We start from the raw sequence: 22,227 nt of genomic DNA on the forward strand, positions 1-22,227 counted from the left end.
ATTAGCGAAAAGAAACGATTCCACGTGCGAACGCCAGCCAAATCTTTTCTTGTCCCGGAAATTTACAGCGGTGATTCTCATGCCTTCTTTCGCCTCCAGATAATCAAGGTAATCACGCCAGATAAACGGACCTGGAACACCATGACACACGATATCCATCAAGAACAAACGATCTTGCAAACGTTTGCCGACAAAAGAACTCAATCCCGCCGTCTGGCAAGGTGTTCCAGAAAAGAGTACAAGCAAGCCATTGTTCAAATCCTCTCTCACTTGTCCAAAGACCGTATTCATGTCACTCTGTACATATTTACTTCCCCGGAACTCATCACGTTCGGCCCTCGTTTCTGCTTTCTTATGCACTACCCGGAAATGGCCGGTATAGCCGGCACCATAAACCACGCCTCCCTGCGACAAAATGAAATCGGATAAGGCTACAAACGCAGCACCGCTCTGAGAAGCAGCTATCTCCTCCGGATTTTTGTGCTTCGCAGCATAAGCCAACGGCTTTACCAGATTCAAGCTTCGATCGTAATCGCCATGAAAAGCGCAAACTTTCTCACAAAGTCCGCAATCCACACATAATGAATCATCCACCTCCGGATATAGAAACCCAAAGGTATCCGGAACCATACGGATAGCCCTATGCGGACATACGCTCTCACAAGCCGTACAACCACAACAATCTGTCTTAGTCTTATTTATTCTCATCTTTAAACCTTATTTCTTAACCGGGAAATCCTTTGCCATACAAACAATCGTTCCTCACGGGAACAGCCGACAAACAACACAACGCATCCGGTAACACACACACATACCATCCCGTTCACCACAAAACGGAAAAGACCTTCCTCCATAACGCAAGCAATACAAGCCGGAGCGACCAAAGCCAACATCATGACCCGGAAAATATTTAGCAACACTTTGTGACAAAAAAGCCTGACAGGTAATCCGACCATATCCCGAAGCATATACAGTCGTAAGAATAAGCAACAGAAGGCGATTCCGACAGACAAGGCTATCGTCATTTCTGGCGCATATCCTAACTTCAGCAAGATATACGCAACCGGAAAATTGAGCATCTGACAACCTCCCACCAACAATTGATAATTACGAATATTACCTGTAGCCAGCATCAACATTACCAAGGTATGCGAAACGGACTCGCTTAAGGCATAGAGCAATATCAAACGGACGAACGCCACGGCATGATCAGGAACAACACCAAGCCACAGCTTCAATAAAATGGGAGTCTCCATCAAGATAGGTAAAGATAGAAGTAACAGCATATAGAAAGAATATCGAGAACCTTGAAAGACCAAACTCATCATATACGCCCGATCTCCGGACGCATACGACTTGGTAATCTGCGGATTCAATGCCATCATAAAATTACTGACAAAACTATTGACCGCCGTATTTACCTGCATCGCTATACTGCGAGCGGCATTCACACCCGGGCCACAAAAGATATTCAACAATACATTCACCCCTTGATCTCTCAATATCCCGGAAGAAGCACCTATAAAATTCCACCCGGCAAAACCAAACACTTTCTTAATCAAATCCATGTTCCAAATCCATCGGAAACGACACTCTGGAAAATGGATTTTACAATAATACGAATAAAGAAATCGTATAAAAAAAGCCAAGAGTGCCATCAAGAGTGCATAAAATACCAATCGATCCCATGGAGAAAAATCAATCAAGAATGCTATCGCCAATGTGCCAAACGCCTGAAACACGCTTATATAAGCGAACGCAGACATTCGTTCGTGAGCCACTATACTCGCATTATACGGAATACTCATCAAATTTATGACAAACGTGAGTATTGAAAACTGATAGACCCAGTTAGCGGCTAATAATCGTCCTGCAGGTATATTCATCCGCATATTCAAGAACCAAAGGCCCAAGGTTTCCGAGAATAAGACTATGATCCCTGAGATTAACAACTGTATGACCACCGACACCGAGAAGATCTGAGAGATTTTCTCGGTATTACCACCGAGCCCCATCTCATACGTAATAAAGCGGCTGATCGCTGCGGTCAACGATCCGGAAATCACCGCAAACATGGAAACAAAACCGCCAACCGCCGAGTAAATACCGAAGTCCTCTACCCCCAATACTTGTAAAACAACCCTACTTGTGTACAGTGTCACCCCCATGATAAGAAGCATACGCAAGTAAAGGAACAGCGTATTCTTCGCTATCCGTTTATTATTATCCGATATAACAGACATAGGAATGTATGTTCTATTTCCTAACGACGCTGATATCAACATCGTAAGAAATAAAACCTTTTCATCTTAATAACTAAAGTTATTGATTATAATTAAAATGAAATAATCTCAGAGAGATCGTTTTCCACTGTTTAGACTTGGTTACAATCAAACTTTCTATTCTGGCTAATAATTTACAAATGAAATCAAAAAAGGAGATTACATCTTCACATTCAAAATCAAAAAAATCATTATAATCGCTGGTAATACGATGTTGTAACAATCTAGAATATAATCAACCTCCCTCTTTTGTCAACAATACTTTATATACATAGTTCAATTGAATAGCCGAACTACGTCATTATAGATTTATGTCTTGAATCCCTCACTAAGAAACAAGGCCTAAGCCATATAAAAACAAGCGTTCTTCCATCACTTCAAAGCTTTGTCTTCACTAACCCTCTACCTTCAGGAATAAAGCACAATTGCATTCAGATTATTTATTCGATAACCCAATCCCCCAACGTATGCCGCTCACTATCAAAATTAATCCCAACCTTTACGATCGGCAACCCACAAAGAGCGAAGCGCTCCGGGTAATTGCGCAAATTGATTTGCTCAAGGGCTATATCCGCAGTCTTGTTTAACTTCAACTCCACGACATAGAGCGTTGTCAATGTGCGCATCACCATATCCACACGGCCTTTGGGGGTACGGACTTCCACGTCCACATACATTCCTAGCAGGCTGAAGATCGTGTAAAGCAAGGACTGGTAATGGCCCTCGTAATCCGTATTGTCACATTGGGGGATGGTGGACAGGAAGGTCTGCAATAAACGCAGGGCATCGTCCATCCGCTCTCCAGCGATCGCCTCGAAAAGAAGGGCTACTGTAGTAAGTCCATCCGCTGTGTATTGATGCAAATAATTGGGCAATAAACTCTTCATCAATCCCATACGTACCTCCTTGTTTGGGATGTCGAGCGTGTACAAATTCGTGAGCGAGGAATAATCCTTTATCGTGATGTAACCGCTCTGATAGAGCAATGGCGTAATATCGACCATCCGTTCCGTGGGTGCATCAAACGACTCTGCCAAAACCTTGCGTGCGCCTATTTGCTGGGGTTTCACGTGATACTTGTTCAGCATCTCGATCAAATAGGTGGGCGTACCGCTACCGAACCAATAGGAATTTAGTTTACTGTCGGCCAAGGCGTTCAACAGGCTGAACGGGTTGTATATATCGGGCGACGGCCACGTGAAATGGTAACCGTCATAATTCGATTTCAAGGCACCCAAGGCACCCTCCGGAGAAACGCCTAGGTTGTCGGCCAAACGACCGATACCCTCGCCCATCTGCTCACGCATCTCCTCCTCCGTGATGCCACAGAGGGCGGCGTACTCCGGGAGCATGCTGATGTTCTTTATATTGTTCAACTCACTGAAGATGCTCAATTGGGAGAACTTCGTGATACCTGTCAAGAATACGAAACGCAAATAAGGATCGCAGGCTTTCAGCGGACTATAGAAGTTACGCATCACGTCGCGAAGCTTCGGCAGCTCTTTCTCCTCATGCACCACGTCCAGCAAGGGAGCGTCGTACTCATCGATCAAGACAACCACCTTTTGACCGGTCTGGGCGTAGGCACGTTGGATGAGACTTTCCAGACGTTGGTTCGTATAAATAGCGCTCTCATCACGTCCGTATATCTGCTCGTAACCATACAATTTCCTCTCCAACTCACTCAGAAGCCGATCCTTGTCCATATGCTTCGCCGTGCTCATGTCGAAATGAAGCACCGGATACCTTGTCCACTCCTTCTCCAGGTGCTCGATGGCCAAGCCCTCGAACAAATCCTTTCGCCCCTCAAAATAACTATGGAGCGTAGAAGTAAGCAACGACTTCCCGAAACGGCGGGGACGGCTCAAGAATATATAACCAGACGCGCCGTGTGTCATTCGGTAGACCAATTCCGTCTTATCTACATACACATAATTCCCCTCTCTCAATTTGGAGAATGTCTGTATCCCTATCGGATATAATCGCCGTCCTTCCATCTTCGTCTCTGTTTATTGGTTCGTCAAGACAAATATAACGTTATTTCCCTAAACGATCAATTTTCAACCCTCTATTTTTCCATTCCATGCCTCATCGCCCTATACACCTCCTTGAGCGCCCCGGCCCCATACCCTATGAACTCCGGTTCATCCATCTCTACGCATAGTTCTTGTACCAAGCGGGTCAGACTCTGGGGATTGATACTCTTTTTTTTCGCTTTACTGTAGGTGGCGGTGCCTACGTGGGCCTCCGCACAAAACTCACGGATGGAGATTCCTAACCGCTTACGTGGAAATTCCACTAACTCATCAAATAAAATCTGGTTCAAATCTAAATTTTCCTTCATACTATGCTAATTTTCATTAAACAATCATTCGATATTTCAGCCTATAGGCTGAAACGCAGAATCAATTATTAGCAATAGCTTTAGAAAATTAATCTGAAATCCTATTGATATGGACCAACAAATGTCTTACTTCCTTCCTCCCATCACCAACACGCTTCCTACCGGGAACTGTACACTACGGGAAGTGTACCGATGGATCACCGAGGATAAATCTCTCGAAACGGTTACCAACGAATTACGCACCTTCATCCGGGAAGGCCGGGTAGCGGAATACCGCCAGCTCAAGCAGCGGCAACTGCCGTTCGTAACGCCCCACGGCGTTTTTTCCCGTCGTAAGAGCGACGCTCTCATCTCCGCCTCGGGGTTGGTAGTGGTCGATATCGACCATCTCGCCTCTCTCGAGGAGGCGGAACAACTCCGGGACCACCTCTTCGAGGACCCCTATCTCGGGACCCGACTCGCCTTTGTCAGCCCCGGAGGACTTGGAGTGAAACTTTTCATCCCCGGAGACGAGACCGTTCGATGGGCCATGAGTTACATACAGCTCCTGTATGCCGACACCTTCAAGGGTGAGGTGGATACCTGTGGCAAGGATATCGCCCGCTGCTGTTTCTTGTCTCACGATTCTAACGCTAAAATATTCATACCATGAACAACGATCTTTCCAAACTAGTAGAAGCGGTACGGACGGCCCATGCCGACATCGCCCCCACTTACGCCGAGTATGTACAATTGGCTTTCGCCATCGCCACCGATTGCGGGGAGGCAGGACGTAGCGACTTCATCAGTCTCTGCGAGCCATCGCCCAAGTTCAACGCCCTACACGCCAACAAGCTTTTCTCCAGTGCCTTGCGCACCGGAAACCAGAATGTCCATCTGGGCACCGCTTTCCACTTGGCCAAGCTGGCGGGCGTGGAAATAGGTTTCAAGTTTCAAGGTTTCACGAAACCCTTTTCCTCACACACACGTGTGAGTACATATAATATAGCCGATACGGTAGATCAAGCCCACGAGACCAGCGATCGGGAAACCGAGGCAAACGACGCCCCACTCCACATCGGCAGTGAGCCTTACACCTCCCTGCCACGGCTGGTACCCGGCTATCCATGGCCCTCGTTGCTACGGGACATCCTCGGTTTCGCCAATAATGCCGAGCAGCGGGATATCCTTTTGCTCACGGCTCTCACCGCCCTAGGCGCCACCTTGGGCAAGACGGTGCGTTGCCTCTATGGGATGCATTGGATCTATCCCTGTATCCAGCTCTTCGTGATCGCTCCGCCCGCATCGGGTAAGGGCATCATGGCGTGGCTGCGTAAGTTTATCGAGCCTATCCACCGGGAGATCCGCCAACAAGTGGACCTAGCGATGAAACAGTACCGCCAAGATTTGGCGGCCTATCATGCCTTAGGCAAGGAGAAAGCCAAGATGGAGATGCCCCAGATGCCTAAAAACAGTATGTTTATCATCTCCGGCAACAATACCGGGACGGGTATCTTGCAAAATATCATCGATTCGGACGGCACCGGTATCATTTTCGAGACCGAGGCGGATACCATCACCACCGCTATCGGGGGGGATTACGGGCATTGGAGCGATACGCTCCGTAACGCTTTCGACCATGCCGGGCTCTCGTTCAACCGACGGACCGATAACGAATACCGGGAATGCGATTCCACCTTCCTCTCGATGGTGCTCTCGGGTACGCCCGGACAGGTAGCGCCGCTTATCCCCTCGGGCGAGAACGGGCTCTTCAGCCGTGAGGTCTTCTACTACAAATCGCAGATCCGGGAATGGATCGACCAATTCTCCGTCGACGAGGTAGACGCCGAGAAGGAATTCCACCGGATGGGCTACGAGTGGAAGGCCACGATCGATCAGCTCAAGTGCCGGGGTACCATTACCTTGCGCCTCGACGAGCGGCAACAAGCCGCTTTCAACGACAGCTTCGTACGTCTCTTCCTCCGTGCCCGGCAATCCAACGGGCAGGAGATGAACAGTTCCGTGGTACGCCTCGCCATCAACCTCGTACGTTTCATGGAGGTGGTAGCCATGCTTCGTGCCTTGGAACAACCGGAACTATTGCAGCCGGCCCAAGGCATCAACAGCGACAACCTAAAGGACAAGATCATCGGAGGCTGGGAACTCCATATCACCGACGATGACTTCGCCGCCCTTCTGACAATGGCAGAGCCGCTCTACCTCCACGCCACCCATATCCTCTCATTCCTGCCTACCGGCGAGATCACCAGCCGAGGCCTCTCGGAAAAGGACAGTCTGCTCAGCTCCATGCCGGACGAGTTCACCACCGTCCAATGGATGGAGGCCGCCGAGCATGCCAACATCCCCAAGAACACCGCCAAGACATGGCTACGCCGACTATGCGACTCCGGAGCCCTCCTGCATGGCGAGCATAAAGGGATTTACTTGAAACCCTTATAATGTACGTACGTGTGTGTGAGGAAAGAGGGTTCATGAAACCTTGAAACTTGAAACCCTCCTATAGTCATTTTAAAATTCAATACAGATGAAAAAAATAGATCTCGCCCGTCAATATTGCCTGTCAGGCACCCCTTCGAACGCTTTGCATAAGTTGAACCGATATATCCGTGACGTGAAAGGACTGAAAGAGGCCCTTATCCGTCATGGTTATCACTCGAAAGACCGCTCCATCACGCCGAAGCAAGTACAGATATTCTATGATTTTTTAGGGGAACCCTAAAATTCTTCTCCTAGAGCGAATAGGTGGAAACAAATGGTATATCCGGGCTTTCCGCCTATCGTATCTTTGCTACAGAAACAAAAACATCAACCTTGTCTCCTATGCGCTACTTTAATTATCAAGAGTTTGAAGACTCCGCCACGGCCCGGCGAGACGGGATCGACAACAGCCTCACCCCGGTGGCCCGGAGGATGGTCACGATCCTAGTGGAAATGCTACTAGACCCGCTACGGCGGGTCTGGGGCAGCCCCATCGTCATCAGTAGCGGCTATCGCTGCCCCGAATTGAACATCCTTATCGGGGGAGCCAAGCACAGTCACCACCTCCTCGGTTGCGCCGCCGACCTGATAGCCGGCTCTCCAGATGATCATCGCCGCTTGTTCCGACTGATACAAGAGACGCACGAGCTGTGCGGACTCGAGTTCACTCAGCTCATTCTAGAGCCCGGCGCCCGATGGATCCATATCTCTTACGTACCCGGCAACCTTCGCTGTCAGGTTATCGATAAAGAAAAGTCGCCTAATTGACTTAAGTCTTTCAAACCGAAGACTTAAATCAAGGAGCACGAAAAGCCAAGTCATCAAGCGTGAGGACTCAACTCATCATCCCCCAAGTTCTTTATGTATCACTTAAAATATCTTACGATTATGTCATTAAACTATTCCATTGCCATGATGGGCAACCCGTTGAAAAAAGAGGAACCCAAGAAAGCCTACGCCAAGGCGCAAACCAACGGCGAGCTCAACTTAAAAGAGCTATCTACCCTGATAGCGAGTAAATGCACGGTGCACCAAGCTGACGTTTCGGCCGTGCTCATCGCCACCACCGAGTGCATGCTGGAAGGTCTGAAAGCTGGCAAGCAGGTGGATTTCGGCGATCTGGGCGCCTTCCGCCTCCAGATCAATTCCGGGGGAGCGCCAAGTGCCGACCTGTTCACCTCCGACTATATCAAGGGGGTGAACATCCAGTTCGTCCCCGGCGAGGAACTTCAAGTCATCTTCCAAGGCCTCAAGTTCAACCTCGTCCCCACCCGGGCCGCCCAAGCCGCCGTCATCAAGGCCCAGAAGGCCGGTAAGACAACGGTGGATATCTCCGGTAAGAACGGCTCCTCGGACAGCGAGAGCCCGGATGAGATATAATGGGGCACGCTTCGGCGTGCTCACTGATACAGACTTCGTATTATCAACCTTATAAAACAAATTTAAATGAGTGAAAAGAAGAAAACCAACGTTTGGAGCGTAATCATCAAAGTAGTCATCGCCATAGCCACCACCATCGCCGGGGCCTTAGGCATCAGTGCTTGCGCTTTCTAGCGCCTTATCCAAGACCTCGTACTTGGAGTGCCGGCTCTTGAACTCGGGGACGATCGCCTTCATCTTGCCTACAATGGCCATATCGTCCCTCGAGCGGCCTAGGCCGACGAGTTCATCTATATCTTGGCAAACCGTATCATAATCGTACTCCCGTACCTTGGCGATCTTGATCTTCGGATGGAAGGTAGGCAGCGTGATCTCCTCGTCGTTCAGTACCTCCTCGTACAGCTTCTCGCCGGCACGAAGACCCGTAAACCGGACCTCTACGTTCTTGGCGCCCGAAAGCTGAATCATACGTTTCGCCAAGTCGATGATACGCACGGGTTTGCCCATGTCGAAGACGAAGATCTCCCCACCGTTACCCATCGTACCCGCCTCCAATACCAACCGGCAGGCCTCCGGGATCAGCATGAAGAAACGGATGATATCCGGATGCGTCACTGTCACGGGACCGCCCTTGGCAATCTGTTCACGGAACAATGGGATCACGGAGCCGTTAGAACCCAGCACGTTGCCGAAGCGGGTCGTAACGAACTGCGTCACGCCTTCCACATGGCCCTCCTTGATCGCCTTGTCGAGGCTCTGCACGTAAATCTCGCAGATACGTTTCGAGCAACCCATCACGTTCGTGGGATTCACCGCCTTGTCCGTGGAGATCATCACGAACTTCCTCGTGCCATACTTCACGGCCAAGTCGGCGATCACACGGGTACCGTCCACGTTGTTACCCACACTCTCACAAGGATTATCCTCCATCATCGGAACGTGCTTATAAGCCGCCGCATGGAACACGTAGGCGGGGCGATGCTCCGAGAAGATCTCCTCCATGCGAGACTTGTTAGCGATGTCCGCCACCAAGGTATAGGCGTTGATATCCCGCCAATCCCTCGCCATCATCAAGCGGATGTCGTGCAAGGGAGTTTCCGCCTGATCTACCAAGATCAAGCGATCCGGAGCGAACGAGGCGATCTGGCGCACCATCTCGCCACCGATGCTGCCGGCGGCTCCCGTTATCAGGATGCGTTGACCACGAAGCAAGCGGCCCACCGCCTCCATGTCTATCTCTATCTTTTCCCGGGGAAGCAGATCCTCGATCTCAACCTTCCGGAGTTGTGTATGCGTCAAATCGCTCCTGCCATCCCATTCTTGCGCCGCCGGGGTCACGTAGATCTTGATCCCCGCCTCCGCCAAACGGGCCACCATATCCGGCTGTTCCCGGATGGAGTCGCTCTTCAAGGGGGAGACGAAAAGGATCGTCGCCCGCTCCCGGCGCATCGCATCGATCAGCTCCTCATCGAAAGGGTACACACGCACTCCCATCAATATACGATTCTGCATGTTCCCGGCCTCCGAGACGAAGCCTGCCAGCACGTACTGTGCGGGATCTTGGTTCTGGATGCTCTTCGCCAAACTGATACCGCCCTGCTTCACGCCGAAGATAAAGGCACGCTCAGCCTTCGACTGGCGAAAGGTCGTCACGTAGAAATACTTCACGAACACACGCATCGCCCACATCAAGCTCATCGCCAGCAGGGAGGATAGCACAAGGTCTCGTTTACGGATATACACCAAGTAAGGCGAAAAATCCGTAAACTCTTGGAAGGTCACCACGCAAACCACACCGAACAGCACGGCGAAGCCCACCCGTTGCAAATCCACGAAGGAAGAGTAACGAATGATGCCCGAATACGTACGGAACAGCCTAAAGCCCACCAGATAAGGCACTAGGCAAACACCCCACGTGAGCGACAGGTGCCAAAAGATGCCCATCGTGGCGAAGATCCCGTTATTCAAGGCATATACCAGCAAGCCTGAAAACAGGATCACCAAGCAATCCAACAGGATAATGCTCCAATACGGCAACGCTTTCCTTGAGAAATACCACGTTGAGAGTTTAGAAAAAAGGTTCATCATGAATAAAATTTGGGGTTCATGTAAGCTGGGGCAAGCCCTCCACCTCACCGGCATGCCATCTTCGGTAGTCAGTCAAGGAGGATTCGGGGACGGTCAGCACCACGTAATCCGTCTCGTCCCGCCTCAAAATATGTTTACGGGCGTACGAACGCAACGAGCGATCCGTCACGGACACCATCACGATCGGGAACGGGTAGGCGAACAGGCGCAGCGGCGTGATCTCGCTATCCGGGAAGGTGAGACACAACTGATAGGCAGAACGCTCGAAAGCCACCCAATAAGGACCCGTACAATATAAATGGATCGAGGTACGGTTCATGCGCTCACGATCCATGATCTCGTTCAGATGCTCGTTTAGTAACGTAACCAAGCGTATGCCAGAAGGAAGAGAAGGCATGTTTTGAATTTTTAATTTTCAATACCCACGTGTTTTAGCCAGCGGTCGTAGTCGGCTAACCGACGGATCAAGGATAATTTACTCTTCTTCGGGGAGGATTCCCGACTCCACGGATCAATCAACTCGTGCGCACGATAATAATAGATACTGCTATCCGTACAACCATAAAGCGTAAGTAGTAATAATGCCAACGACTGCTCCGCACGGATCAAGGGTAAGAACGAGACGATCGTTCCGATCAACGACTTTTGCCGCTCCTCGTCCCCTAGTATCGTATAGGCGGGCAACAAGAGAGAATAGAGCTTGCACCGCATCACGGCAGAATCCAGCTGCAACTCCCCATAGGCACGCAAGGTCTCGGTCGCCAGCTCACGATCTATAGCCGTAACGCCACCATCCCCCCAATGACGGCCCAACGCCTCATGAAGACCATTTTGTATCCGGGAATTGTCCAAACGGGTATATACATGCTTGCCTTCCTCGGCCAAGCTGATCACCTCATACTCGCCCGGCTGAACACGCAATAAAGGAACCCACATCCAGTTGTCCACGCATACCATTACCTCCCGCTCGCCAACACCGGGCTGTATTACTACACTTGCCTCAACACCTTTGAAACGACCATCCGTAATGCGTATCCGGTCACCTTTACGCAAATAACCCGCTTCCGGCACATACACCGGAAGCTCATCCGAATAAGAACGAGCCACCCAACGCAAGTTTTCCATCTCACGATCGGAGACAAAAGGATACGAGCCACGGCCATCCACGCTAGGCAGGAAATTATACAAGGGAAAATCTCGTTTCAAACGGAAGATCTCATACACAGAAGAGCGGATAAACACATAATTGTAGAGCAACGGACGGTGAGTCTCCACCAAACGCCCCTCACGGCGATGCATCTCCACGAAAGAGGGGGCGAAAAAATCGAACGTAGGCTCGCCCAAACGCACCCTGCGATCTAACTCCTTCCGCAAACCCTTGGCTGGACCTTTGTGACAAGCGGGAAGAGATAACACATACCATCTTACGGTGTGGACATCACGCAATGGTAAAGGGGGAAGATCATGACCCATAGATACTTCAATGCCATATCAGCACATTCTATTAATACACTGATAATCTAATACTTAAATCAAATATTCTTTTCTATTCCCGAAAATTTTAAAGCAATAGAAACCATGTCAATATCTCTTCTATCGGGACGTGGAAGATCGGCTACTTGGGAAGTAGCGTAAAAGATAGGAAATGATTATTACCCAGTTGTAGAGACGGAGCGTGCTCCGTCTCCCACCGTCTGGCAGTAATTAAAATACCCATTTGAGGGGATAAGACGGGGCACGCCCCGTCTCTACACGATGTTCGTACGATTTTTTGGGGAGACGTGATGATGCAGGAAATATGAGGTCGTTTCGTCTCCATTGTCGTGCCCATACACCACGAATAGAAACGAAAAATCGAGGAAAGATAAATTCAGAAAACAAACAAAGCCTACACAAAGCCTAAAAATTGTTTGTTATTCGGTGTTTTTTACTAAATTTGCGGCGTGGAAGATTACGCTACTTCCCAAGTAGCCGATCGCCTACCCCACCTTTGATACATTATTATATATGCTCTCGAAGCAAGCCTTGTTCACCGCAGACATCTTATCCAAAGAGAAGCTCTTCAAATAGATTTGCGTCGTCTTGATCGATTGGTGTCCCAGCAATTCGCTGATCATCTCGATCGGTACACCCTGTTCCTTCAAGGTCGTGGCGAAAGAGTGACGGATTGAGTACGAGGTAACCATTTCCGTCACACCACAGGCATTTGCCAGTTCCTTCAAGGAACTGTTGAAATCAGCCAAGGCAGAGGTATATTCCCGGAAGGCCTCTTCACCCGTTTTCGTCCCACTCAAGAAAGTGAATAGATAAGGAGAATCCCTAAGCGTGTCGGTCATTAACGCAGCCAACAACTCCTTGGCCACAGGCTGTATCTCGACCAACATCGGCGTACCCGTCTTCTGGCGGTTATACCTCAAGACACCACTCCGGATATCACTCTTTTTCAAATGAGCGAAATCGACAAACGCCATACCGCAAAACAAGAACATCAAACACAATGCCCGCTGTGTTTTCCGCAGCCCCGAATCATCCAACGGAGCGGTCATCAACAAACGCAAGGATTCCGTAGGCAACGCCTTCTTCTGTTTGCTTTTCACTCCCATGAAAATTCCCTTGAACAAATAACGGGAAAAAGGAGCCTCCCCATTCTCCATCGCCAACCCATACACACGGCGAATCCTACGCATATAGGTAGACACCGTATTCCACGAGCATTCCCGGTCCCGCAAATAGTCTTGATACCTCAAAAGCATTTCCCGGTCGATACGGGTATAAGGAATCACCTCCTGCCCACAAAAACACAGGAATGAATTCAAGGCATCTTGATAACTCTTGGCGGACGAATAACGTCCTTGCTCTCTCAATCGGGCTATATACATCCGCATACCCTCCGCTAAATCATACTGTTTCATATTTTCACGTATAAAAAAAGTAAATTACAATAAAAAACACGGTTAATTCGTGATTGTCTACTTACATTTGCAGAAAAACAAATACCATGGACAAGATCGTAGAAATAGCCCGGTTCACCTATCCGGCGGATGCCCAACCGCTGATGGCCCTGTTGAGGTCGGAAGGGATAGAATGTTATCTCCGCAATGAGTTAAGCAGCCAGATCATGGCCGGTTACGTAGACGTAGGCGGCGCACGGGTGGAGATTCTGGAAAGCGACGTTCCCCGAGCCATGAAGATCATGGAGGAAGGCGGTTACGACCTGCCCCGGGAAGACGAGCAAGCGGAACCGGTAGAACAAGTCGCCGGATTCGCACGTCATATCCCTTTTCTACGAAAATATCCCTTAGAGAAACAAATCATGATCCTATTCGTCATCATAGCTGTCTTTTTGGCTTTGGTGATTTACTTCGGATCGCTTATTTCCTCAAACTAAACAAATGTAATCAATGGCACGCAGAAAGATAACAAATAGTCAAGCCGTATGTATCACCTTACTATGGGGTGTCTTATGCTACATGCTGCTTGTATACAGCGAAACGATCAATTTCGACGTCATATTTGCCCTTGTAGCCTCCGCTATCATTGTGTTCGTTCCTATCTATAAGAATTTCAAACATAGGAACGAATAACATTTCGTCGTTTTTTCAAACTTAATATATCTAAATGATATTTTTTATGCATTTTATCTTTCAATTATTTGCTAGTGTCAAAAATTAGCTTACCTTTGCCACGTCGTTAAACAAACGGCGTACGGATAACAAAATGGTATAACATTCTAAATATAAAATTCAGTCATGAAGGCAAGTGAAGTTTTAGACAACTTGAAAAGAAGATTTCCGAACGAACCGGAATATCATCAAGCAGTATCAGAGGTTTTAGGGACTATCGAGGAAGCTTACAACGAGCATCCGGAATTTGAGAAAAGCAACTTGATCGAGCGCCTTTGTATCCCCGATCGCATTTTCTCTTTCCGTGTAACTTGGATGGACGATAAGGGACAAATCCAGACGAACATGGGTTACCGTATCCAGCACAACAACGCTATCGGCCCGTACAAAGGCGGTATCCGTTTCCACGCTTCCGTAAACCAATCGATCCTTAAGTTCTTGGCTTTTGAGCAAACGTTTAAAAATTCACTGACTACATTGCCGATGGGTGGTGGTAAAGGAGGTTCCGACTTTAGCCCGAGAGGAAAGTCAAACGCTGAGATCATGCGTTTCTGCCAAGCCTTCATCCTTGAGTTATGGCGCCATATCGGTCCGGACACGGATGTTCCCGCCGGTGATATCGGTGTAGGCGGACGTGAGGTGGCTTATATGTATGGAATGTACAAGAAATTGGCTCGTGAGAATACGGGTACATTCACGGGTAAGGGTATCGAGTTCGGAGGTTCCTTGATCCGTCCGGAAGCTACAGGTTACGGAAACGTATATTTCTTGTTGCAGATGCTGAAAACCCGCAACATTGATATCAAAGACAAGGTAGTTTGTGTATCAGGTTCCGGAAACGTGGCTCAATATACGGTAGAGAAATTAATCAGTCTTGGAGCGAAAGTTGTCACGATGTCTGATTCCGACGGTTATATCTATGATCCGGATGGAATCGACCGTGAGAAACTGGATTATATCATGGAGTTGAAGAACTTGTATCGTGGCCGTATCCGTGAATACGCAGAGCAATACGGATGCAAATATGTACAAGGCGCTCGTCCTTGGGGAGAGAAATGTGACATCGCTATGCCGAGCGCAACCCAGAATGAGTTGAACGGCGACGATGCCAAGGCTTTATTGGCCAACGGTTGCTTCGCCGTATCCGAGGGTGCTAACATGCCTTCTACGCCGGAAGCTATCGACGCATTCCTTGAGGCCAAGATCCTTTACGCTCCGGGTAAGGCCGCTAACGCAGGTGGTGTATCCGTTTCCGGTCTTGAGATGACTCAGAACGCACAGAAGTTAAGCTGGAGCAGCGAGGAAGTAGACCAGAAACTTCAGAGCATCATGGAAAACATCCACGAGCAATGCGTAAAATACGGAAAGCAAGAGGATGGTTACGTAAACTACGTGAAAGGCGCCAACGTAGCCGGCTTCATGAAGGTAGCTAAGGCTATGATGGCACAAGGAATACTCTAGGTAATTGAAAATTAAGAATTGAGAATTGAAAATTAGTTAGAGAGGAGAGATTGATGATCATATAAGCGAGGGGGATAGGCTTTGAGAGGCTATTCCCCTTTCTTATTTCCGACGAAGTCCCAATTTTCAATTTTCAATTCTTAATTTTCAATTAAAAAGCGGTATCTTAGTGCCGTAAATCGATAAGTATGATAACAGAAGAACTTAGGAAGCTATACCAATCATATACCGGATCACCGGCAGAGGAAATAACGGAGTTACCGTCATCCGGCTCTAACCGCCGGTATTTCAGGATAAAAGGTCCTGAGACGTTGATTGGAGTTAGTGGCACTTCTATTGAGGAGAACGAGGCTTTTATCTATATGGCAAAACATTTCCGGGGGAAGGGCTTACCCGTACCGCAAGTATATGCCAGCTCGGACGACCATTCATTTTATATCCAAGAAGATTTAGGAGATACGCTTCTTTTCAACGCCATCGAGAAAGGCCGTAAAAGCAGTGTATTCGACGAGGAGGAACGCCGTTTATTACACAAGACGATCACCAAACTCCCCGACATCCAGTTCTTGGGGTCCGACGGTTTCGATTTCTCGTATTGCCATCCGCAAGCCGAGTTCAACCAACGGTCTATCCTTTGGGACTTGAATTATTTCAAGTACTGTTTCTTAAAGGCTACCGGGATGGAGTTTCAGGAAAATCGTCTGGAGGATGATTTCTTGAAGATGAGCGACGTATTGTTACGCAGTTCATCCGCCACGTTCCTATACCGCGATTTCCAGTCACGCAATGTTATGGTAAAGGACGGAGAGCCTTGGTTTATTGATTTTCAAGGTGGACGAAAAGGTCCGGTTTATTACGACGTGGCTTCCTTCCTTTGGCAGGCGAAAGCGAAATATCCGGAGGATCTGAGGAATGAATTACTATCGGATTATATCACGGCCCTACGTAAATATATCCCGGTAGACGAGGCTTACTTCCATAGCCAGCTGCGCCATTTCGTCCTGTTTAGGACCTTGCAGGTATTGGGGGCTTATGGTTTCCGGGGGTATTTCGAGAAAAAGCCTCATTTCATCCAAAGCGTCCCGTTCGCGATCGAGAACCTGCGGCAGTTATTGAAGAATGACTATCCGGAATATCCCTATTTATGCTCCGTCCTTCGTGAGCTTACCGGGTTGAAACAATTCACGGATGATATCCAGAAACATATGCTGGAAGTAAAGGTCATGAGCTTCGCCTATAAAAAAGGAATCCCGAACGACCCTAGCGGGAACGGAGGTGGATTCGTATTCGATTGCCGTGCGATAAACAACCCCGGTAAATACGAGCGTTACAACCATTTCACCGGTTTGGATGAGCCAGTGATCCAGTTCTTGGAGGATGACGGGGAGATCACGAACTTCCTCGAGCATGTCTACCATATCGTAGACGCCTCGGTAAAACGATATATGGATCGTGGATTCACCAATTTGATGATTTGTTTCGGATGTACGGGAGGACAGCACCGTTCGGTCTATTCCGCACAACATCTGGCGGAACATCTTAACACCAAGTTCGGAGTAAAAGTACATTTAGTACATAGAGAACAAAATATAGAACAACTCTTTAACCCTACATTATGAAAGCTATGATTTTCGCGGCCGGTACTGGTTCCAGACTGAAGCCGTTAACCGATCACACGCCAAAAGCGCTTATACCTATCGGGGGCAAACCGATGCTAGAACACGTCATACTGAAACTGAAATCCTCCGGTTTCGACCAGATCGTGATCAATATCCACCATTTAGGCAACCAGATCGTGGATTTTCTGGAGGCGAACAACAACTTCGGTGTCCGGATCGAAATCTCGGACGAGAGCGATTATCTGCTGGACACGGGAGGAGGAATCAAGAAGGCCACTTCTCTTTTATGCGGGAACGAGCCTTTCTTGATACATAATGTCGATATCTTATCGAACGTGGATCTCAAGAAACTATACGATACCCATGTACAAACGAACCCGTTGGCTACCTTACTCGTCAGCCAGCGCAATACCTCACGTTATCTATTATTTAATAAGGAGAATAGACTGTGTGGTTGGCGTAATCATGAGACCGGCGAGGTAAAATCTTACTATCCCTATTTTGACCCGGATCAACACAACGAGTACGCCTTTAGCGGAATCCACGTACTCTCGCCCAAGATATTGGAGCTGATGGAAGAATGGACCGGAAAGTTCTCTATCATTAACTTCTATCTGGCTATTTGCGCCAAAACCGATATCAGGGCTTATATGGCGGATAACCTAAAACTATTGGATATCGGCAAGCCGGAAACCTTGGCCGCCGCCGAGGAATGGCTACGACAAAACATCTAACAAAATATTTCACACATGAAAAAAACTAGTTTTATCTACTTACTCTTGTTGATCGCGCTGGGCCTCAGCTCTTGCCAGCAAGAGAAGACTTTCAAGGTTCTTCAATTCAACATCTGGCAGGAAGGCGCTGTCGTAAAAGGAGGCTTTGACGCTATCGCTGACGAGATCGTAAGAAGTAACGCCGATTTCGTTACGTTAAGCGAGGTACGTAATTATCATCAGACCCGTTTTTGCGACCGGATCGTGGAAGCGTTGCAGCAAAGAGGACAAACGTACTATTCTTTCTACACCGAGGATTCCGGTCTGTTAAGCCGCTACCCGATCACGGATAGCACGACCGTCTATCCCTTGAACGATGACAGGGGTAGTATGTACAAGGCCATTACCCACATCGGCGATGCCGAGGTAGCTCTTTACACCGCCCATCTGGATTATCGTAATTGCGCTTATTACGATGCCCGTGGATACGACGGAAATACATGGGACGAGGAACCTCCTGTCACCAATCTGGACACACTCCTATGGTTGAACGAGCAATCTGTCCGTGACGACGCTATCGCTTGCTTCCTAAAAGAGGCGAAAAAGGATCGGGAAGCCGGACGGATCGTTATCCTCGGAGGGGACTTTAACGAGCCTTCCCATCTGGACTGGACCGAGGCGACCAAAGATATGAGAGACCACCAAGGATTGGTTGTTCCTTGGCACGTATCCGTCATGCTGGAGAAAGACGGCTTCAAAGATACGTACCGTGAGATCTTCCCGAACCCTGTAACTCATCCGGGACTTACCTGCCCGGCAGACTGTAAGGATATCGCTTTAGAGAAATTGGTTTGGTCGCCGAAAGCGGACGATAGAGATCGCATCGATTTCATCCATTATGCTCCATTCGAGGGATTAACGCTTACAGATGTATGTATCATCGGTCCGAAGGGTGACATCCTCCGTGGGCAAAGAGAGACGGAAGAGACCTCCGACCCGATCATGACTCCCCTTGGAATCTGGCCTACCGACCACAAAGCGGTTCTTGCCACTTTCCACTTGAAATAAAAAATGGATTCGCGAGCCCCGTCTTACCGGCTCGTCTCGCAAATCCACAAACAACTATCTTCTCTTGAAACGCTATCTTTTTATGGTTTCAATACCACGCCAAGACTTTTCTTCCCATCCATCTTAATCGTAATCGGAGCATCAAAACGTACATGACGAAGATATTCCGTCTCCTCTACGGCAGGTTGCGCATTCAAGAACGCCTCATCGAACCAACCATCTCCCTTAAATGGATTAACCGTAAAATAGCCCACTCCGAACGAAGTCAGGTTCTGGAAGAAATGGGTACCTTGACTCGGGTCTACCCGATAATTCTCCAATCCGCACTCCACGATCACCCGTGCGTTACTGATATGCGGCCATTTCACCGGAATACCCAACCAAGAGTCGCTGCTCCCCCATCGGCCGGGGCCGACTAATACGTATCCTTTCTCCTGATCGGTGAACGAACGGTTCATCTTCTCGATCTCATAAGCGATCAACTGATTATTGGATGAATTAAAAGCGCCCGTCTTCACATAGATAATATCCTGTACGTCGCCAACGATACCATGCCCCAAAACACTGGTAGAAGAAAGGATGGTTTCCTCGTTCTTCACCAAGCTCAGATCCTCGTCCATAATCTCTTTATTATCTACGATCGGACGGATTTGCAACAGATAGAAAGTCGCCCTTGTATGATCCGAAGGGTCCATGTTGACAGCGAACTCAATCTCTACCGGACGGCCCATTTCCTGCTGCCCGATCCGTAAGATCTGATCCAACGTATCCGCCAGCGGGAACACGTCATGCTGTAGGATATTCACGAAAGAAAGTATCTTACGACCGCCCGGATAATAACCGTCACGGATAATCTGATCGTACGGATCGTATGTAGAGACAATATATTTCAAGGAACCCTCAGCGTCCGCCTCCTTCAAGCCCAGCTTCACCAAGTTAAAGGCATCATCTACCGAGAAGGCTTCCGCCATATTCTTCAAATCCAAGGCATAGAAACGAGTCTGCGTTTCCCTAAGAGCGAAATCCATCGTACTCATCTGCAAGATGCTATGGGGATGTCGGGGAGAGAAACGCAAGGTTTGCCCGCCATCGACGATATATTTACCCAATCCCAAGGCGATATTCGCGATCCCATCCTCCGCCTTCTCGTTACCGATCGGATAGAAATTCAAGGAACGGGCCACGCCCGACATCGTCGGATAGAAATGATCATTATAACGGGAGCCCACCACTTCTTGCAAGACGATAGCCATCTTCTCCTGATCGATCAAGTTCGAGGTAGCCGTCATATACGCCTTACTATCCTTATAAAAGACAGAGGCATACACCGCCTTGATAGCGTCGCTCACCGTACGGAGCATATCGTATTTCTCCTCGATCTTAGGTACCATATACGTAGAATAGATCCCGGCGAAAGGTTGATAATGCGAATCTTCCAGCAGGCTGGAGGAACGCACGGCGATCGGGCTTTTCACCACATCGAAGAAAGCCATCAAGTCCTCGATTAAACGGGAGGGCAAGCTGGCCCGCAAGAAATACCGGAGGATCGTCTCGTCGTCCGCATCGCCCAGCGCTACCGGATACAACTCGTTCGTCTCCATGAACTCGTCGAAGATATCGGTACAGATCACGACCGTCTTCGGGATATTCACGGCAAAATTATCACTCTCCAGCTTAGGGTATCGCTTCACCATCGCACCGATAAAGGCAAGACCTCTACCCTTACCTCCCAGCGAACCGTCACCGATACGGGCAAAATTACTATACTCATCAAAACGATCCTTCTGATAAACCGCCACGACACCCGTGTTCTTCATCCGGCGATATTGCACGATCAAGTCGAAAATCAATTTCCGAGCCTCATCCATATCCTTATAGTCACTCACGTCCACATGCTTCAAAACCTCGGCGGGCGGAAACATGGCACGGGAATAAAAGAAACGGGAGAAATGATTCCGGGAGAGATGGTAAACCAACGAATCGTCGGGAATCTGGAAGACTTTCTTTTGAAGGTCTTTCAAATCCTTGATGCGCATGATCTCCTCTTTCGTATGCGGATTCAGGATCACGAAATCGCCGAAGCCGAAACGCTGCATGATCTTCTTTTTCAAATCCTGCGGGTAACTCTTGGAATTCTTATCGATAAACGAGGCGTTCAGTTCCTTCGCGTACACATGGTTGCTGGCCTCCGAAGATTCCAGCACGAAAGGAATGATCAAACCCGTTTTCCGTACATACTGTCCGAACTTATAACCGGCATACGGATCTTTCACGCCATTGTGCATAAAACTCATATCCGAGATAATACCCAACATATTATCCCGATACTGATCAAAAATACGTACCGCCTCCTCGTAATTCCGGGCCAATTTGATCTTCGGACGACCCCGCATACGCAACGTACGCTGGTGATCGTTCAACGCCTCCTTCGCGAACATTTGGCTCTGCTCCAGCACGAACTTATATAAATGAGGCAAAGCGGACGAATAGAAACGAATGGAATCCTCCACCAACAAGATGATCTGTACGCCCACGCTGGCCGTATCGTCCGGAGCGTTCATCTTATCCTCGATCAACTTGATAATCGCCAGTAACAACTCCGAGTTACCCAACCAGCTGAACACATAATCGATAGCGCTCAGATCCTCGTTGGCGATCCGCTTAGACACCTCTTTCGAGAAAGGAGTCAATACAACGATCGGGATATTCGGATAATGCACCTTTATCTCGCTCGCCGCAGCGAATATATCCCGGTTATCCATATTCGGCATGCAAATGATCAATTCGAAGTTCCGGTTCTTCAACTCATTCAAAGCCTCCTCCTCGGTAGTCACCTGCGTAAACCGGGGTGGGTAACGGAGGCTTAAGGAAGTATATTCGTTAAATATCTGCTCATCTACACGCCCGTCATCTTCCAGCATGAAGGAATCATATTTCGTAGCGATAAGCAATACATTATATATACGCTTATTCATTAGATTGGCAAACGGGGTGTCTCTGAACACCAAGTCTTTTAAGTTCGGTATACCGCTCATAATAGATTCTGATAGAATTATTCGAGTCAAATGTAAGGAAAAATAATAACTATTGAAACATGAAAGTACGCATTCTGACTCTAACTGAAGATTTTTAGGTTTTCACTGATAAAAAGTAAGCGAAACTCTTGGTCAT

21 protein-coding genes are annotated in these 22,227 nt (G+C 48.4%); 12 read left to right on the plus strand and 9 right to left on the minus strand.

From position 1 onward, the window contains the following. The 4 genes from QVP94_RS18355 to QVP94_RS18370 form a co-directional block, all read right to left on the minus strand. Positions 1-708, minus strand: a 708-nt coding sequence (locus QVP94_RS18355; RefSeq protein WP_288213315.1) for a 4Fe-4S dicluster domain-containing protein, incomplete at its 3' end; no start/stop codon positions are given. 2 nt (positions 709-710) lie between these two features. Beyond that, on the minus strand, positions 711-2,243 hold the full coding sequence (locus QVP94_RS18360; RefSeq protein ID WP_022193186.1) for an MATE family efflux transporter: 1,533 nt from the start codon (positions 2,241-2,243) through the stop codon (positions 711-713). A 479-nt stretch (positions 2,244-2,722) separates the two neighbouring features. Beyond that, positions 2,723-4,279 carry a PD-(D/E)XK nuclease domain-containing ATP-binding protein gene (locus tag QVP94_RS18365; protein ID WP_022193187.1) on the minus strand — a complete coding sequence of 519 codons (1,557 nt, stop codon included), beginning with the start codon at positions 4,277-4,279 and terminating at the stop codon, positions 2,723-2,725. Positions 4,280-4,350: 71 nt separating this feature from the next. After that, complete coding sequence (locus QVP94_RS18370; RefSeq protein ID WP_022193188.1) at positions 4,351-4,626, minus strand: hypothetical protein; 276 nt, start codon at positions 4,624-4,626, stop codon at positions 4,351-4,353. A 109-nt stretch (positions 4,627-4,735) separates the two neighbouring features. Between QVP94_RS18370 and QVP94_RS18375 the strand changes: the two genes are divergently transcribed. From QVP94_RS18375 to QVP94_RS18400, 6 genes are all read left to right on the plus strand, one after another. Then, entirely contained in the window at positions 4,736-5,278 is a 543-nt protein-coding gene (locus QVP94_RS18375) for a BT4734/BF3469 family protein (protein WP_008772573.1), read from the plus strand. Continuing rightward, entirely contained in the window at positions 5,275-7,065 is a 1,791-nt protein-coding gene (locus QVP94_RS18380; RefSeq protein WP_022193189.1) for a DUF3987 domain-containing protein, read from the plus strand. Before QVP94_RS18375 ends, QVP94_RS18380 begins: the two co-directional genes overlap by 4 nt. A gap of 85 nt (positions 7,066-7,150) precedes the next feature. Then, the gene (locus QVP94_RS18385) at positions 7,151-7,345 is read left to right on the plus strand and encodes a DUF4248 domain-containing protein (RefSeq protein ID WP_005858740.1); all 195 of its coding nucleotides are present in this window, start codon (positions 7,151-7,153) and stop codon (positions 7,343-7,345) included. Positions 7,346-7,446: 101 nt separating this feature from the next. Next, on the plus strand, positions 7,447-7,872 hold the full coding sequence (locus QVP94_RS18390; protein ID WP_005858741.1) for a D-Ala-D-Ala carboxypeptidase family metallohydrolase: 426 nt from the start codon (positions 7,447-7,449) through the stop codon (positions 7,870-7,872). A 120-nt stretch (positions 7,873-7,992) separates the two neighbouring features. After that, entirely contained in the window at positions 7,993-8,484 is a 492-nt protein-coding gene (locus QVP94_RS18395) for an HU family DNA-binding protein (RefSeq protein ID WP_005858742.1), read from the plus strand. Positions 8,485-8,550: 66 nt separating this feature from the next. Next, positions 8,551-8,658, plus strand: a complete 108-nt coding sequence (locus QVP94_RS18400) for a smalltalk protein (protein WP_022193190.1) — start codon at positions 8,551-8,553, stop codon at positions 8,656-8,658. Here the strand turns inward: QVP94_RS18400 and QVP94_RS18405 are convergent. The 4 genes from QVP94_RS18405 to QVP94_RS18420 form a co-directional block, all read right to left on the minus strand. Further along, positions 8,632-10,572: a polysaccharide biosynthesis protein gene (locus tag QVP94_RS18405; RefSeq protein ID WP_121773128.1), complete on the minus strand. Its 1,941-nt coding sequence runs from the start codon at positions 10,570-10,572 to the stop codon at positions 8,632-8,634. The two genes, QVP94_RS18400 and QVP94_RS18405, sit on opposite strands and share 27 nt — an antisense overlap. Before the next feature lie 16 nt (positions 10,573-10,588). Then, a complete protein-coding gene (locus tag QVP94_RS18410; protein WP_008772577.1) occupies positions 10,589-10,969 on the minus strand; it encodes a hypothetical protein in 381 nt (126 codons plus the stop codon). Between the two features lie 11 nt (positions 10,970-10,980). Beyond that, positions 10,981-12,045, minus strand: coding sequence for a transcription termination/antitermination protein NusG (gene nusG / locus QVP94_RS18415; protein WP_005858746.1), 1,065 nt, complete (start codon positions 12,043-12,045; stop codon positions 10,981-10,983). A gap of 506 nt (positions 12,046-12,551) precedes the next feature. After that, complete coding sequence (locus tag QVP94_RS18420; RefSeq protein WP_022193192.1) at positions 12,552-13,484, minus strand: tyrosine-type recombinase/integrase; 933 nt, start codon at positions 13,482-13,484, stop codon at positions 12,552-12,554. Between the two features lie 86 nt (positions 13,485-13,570). Here QVP94_RS18420 and QVP94_RS18425 point away from each other — a divergent pair, with 86 nt between their 5' ends. The 6 genes from QVP94_RS18425 to QVP94_RS18445 all read left to right on the plus strand — a co-directional run bounded on the left by QVP94_RS18425 (position 13,571) and on the right by QVP94_RS18445 (position 19,056). Then, complete coding sequence (locus tag QVP94_RS18425) at positions 13,571-13,960, plus strand: putative signal transducing protein (protein WP_005858748.1); 390 nt, start codon at positions 13,571-13,573, stop codon at positions 13,958-13,960. A gap of 13 nt (positions 13,961-13,973) precedes the next feature. Continuing rightward, positions 13,974-14,156, plus strand: coding sequence for a hypothetical protein (locus QVP94_RS19385; RefSeq protein ID WP_009017040.1), 183 nt, complete (start codon positions 13,974-13,976; stop codon positions 14,154-14,156). Positions 14,157-14,321: 165 nt separating this feature from the next. Next, entirely contained in the window at positions 14,322-15,656 is a 1,335-nt protein-coding gene (locus tag QVP94_RS18430) for an NADP-specific glutamate dehydrogenase (RefSeq protein WP_022193193.1), read from the plus strand. A 188-nt stretch (positions 15,657-15,844) separates the two neighbouring features. Beyond that, entirely contained in the window at positions 15,845-17,275 is a 1,431-nt protein-coding gene (locus QVP94_RS18435) for a RapZ C-terminal domain-containing protein (RefSeq protein ID WP_005868544.1), read from the plus strand. Next, positions 17,272-18,009 carry a nucleotidyltransferase family protein gene (locus tag QVP94_RS18440; RefSeq protein WP_005858756.1) on the plus strand — a complete coding sequence of 246 codons (738 nt, stop codon included), beginning with the start codon at positions 17,272-17,274 and terminating at the stop codon, positions 18,007-18,009. The genes QVP94_RS18435 and QVP94_RS18440 overlap by 4 nt, the downstream gene beginning before the upstream one ends. 15 nt (positions 18,010-18,024) lie before the next feature. Continuing rightward, the gene (locus tag QVP94_RS18445) at positions 18,025-19,056 is read left to right on the plus strand and encodes an endonuclease/exonuclease/phosphatase family protein (protein WP_022193194.1); all 1,032 of its coding nucleotides are present in this window, start codon (positions 18,025-18,027) and stop codon (positions 19,054-19,056) included. Between the two features lie 80 nt (positions 19,057-19,136). On the opposite strand, the gene QVP94_RS18450 is transcribed toward QVP94_RS18445, so the two are convergent. Next, positions 19,137-22,091 carry a PEP/pyruvate-binding domain-containing protein gene (locus QVP94_RS18450; RefSeq protein WP_022193195.1) on the minus strand — a complete coding sequence of 985 codons (2,955 nt, stop codon included), beginning with the start codon at positions 22,089-22,091 and terminating at the stop codon, positions 19,137-19,139. Positions 22,092-22,227: the final 136 nt, after the last annotated feature.

Origin of the sequence: Parabacteroides sp. CAG:2, assembly GCF_000436315.1 — a bacterium.
Classification (GTDB): domain Bacteria; phylum Bacteroidota; class Bacteroidia; order Bacteroidales; family Tannerellaceae; genus Parabacteroides; species Parabacteroides distasonis.

Bases quoted from the DNA above. Each gene is read 5' to 3' on its own strand.
- QVP94_RS18445 (WP_022193194.1), top strand. From the start codon at position 18,025: ATGAAAAAAACTAGTTTTATCTACTTACTCTTGTTGATCGCGCTGGGC.
- QVP94_RS19385 (WP_009017040.1), top strand. From the start codon at position 13,974: ATGGCACGCAGAAAGATAACAAATAGTCAAGCCGTATGTATCACCTTA.
- QVP94_RS18405 (WP_121773128.1), bottom strand. From the start codon at position 10,572: ATGATGAACCTTTTTTCTAAACTCTCAACGTGGTATTTCTCAAGGAAA.
- QVP94_RS18360 (WP_022193186.1), bottom strand. From the start codon at position 2,243: ATGTCTGTTATATCGGATAATAATAAACGGATAGCGAAGAATACGCTG.
- QVP94_RS18370 (WP_022193188.1), bottom strand. From the start codon at position 4,626: ATGAAGGAAAATTTAGATTTGAACCAGATTTTATTTGATGAGTTAGTG.
- QVP94_RS18435 (WP_005868544.1), top strand. From the start codon at position 15,845: ATGATAACAGAAGAACTTAGGAAGCTATACCAATCATATACCGGATCA.
- QVP94_RS18425 (WP_005858748.1), top strand. From the start codon at position 13,571: ATGGACAAGATCGTAGAAATAGCCCGGTTCACCTATCCGGCGGATGCC.
- QVP94_RS18430 (WP_022193193.1), top strand. From the start codon at position 14,322: ATGAAGGCAAGTGAAGTTTTAGACAACTTGAAAAGAAGATTTCCGAAC.
- QVP94_RS18375 (WP_008772573.1), top strand. From the start codon at position 4,736: ATGGACCAACAAATGTCTTACTTCCTTCCTCCCATCACCAACACGCTT.
- QVP94_RS18365 (WP_022193187.1), bottom strand. From the start codon at position 4,279: ATGGAAGGACGGCGATTATATCCGATAGGGATACAGACATTCTCCAAA.
- QVP94_RS18380 (WP_022193189.1), top strand. From the start codon at position 5,275: ATGAACAACGATCTTTCCAAACTAGTAGAAGCGGTACGGACGGCCCAT.
- QVP94_RS18395 (WP_005858742.1), top strand. From the start codon at position 7,993: ATGTCATTAAACTATTCCATTGCCATGATGGGCAACCCGTTGAAAAAA.
- QVP94_RS18420 (WP_022193192.1), bottom strand. From the start codon at position 13,484: ATGAAACAGTATGATTTAGCGGAGGGTATGCGGATGTATATAGCCCGA.
- QVP94_RS18400 (WP_022193190.1), top strand. From the start codon at position 8,551: ATGAGTGAAAAGAAGAAAACCAACGTTTGGAGCGTAATCATCAAAGTA.
- QVP94_RS18440 (WP_005858756.1), top strand. From the start codon at position 17,272: ATGAAAGCTATGATTTTCGCGGCCGGTACTGGTTCCAGACTGAAGCCG.
- QVP94_RS18410 (WP_008772577.1), bottom strand. From the start codon at position 10,969: ATGCCTTCTCTTCCTTCTGGCATACGCTTGGTTACGTTACTAAACGAG.
- QVP94_RS18390 (WP_005858741.1), top strand. From the start codon at position 7,447: ATGCGCTACTTTAATTATCAAGAGTTTGAAGACTCCGCCACGGCCCGG.
- QVP94_RS18450 (WP_022193195.1), bottom strand. From the start codon at position 22,091: ATGAGCGGTATACCGAACTTAAAAGACTTGGTGTTCAGAGACACCCCG.
- nusG (WP_005858746.1), bottom strand. From the start codon at position 12,045: ATGGGTCATGATCTTCCCCCTTTACCATTGCGTGATGTCCACACCGTA.
- QVP94_RS18385 (WP_005858740.1), top strand. From the start codon at position 7,151: ATGAAAAAAATAGATCTCGCCCGTCAATATTGCCTGTCAGGCACCCCT.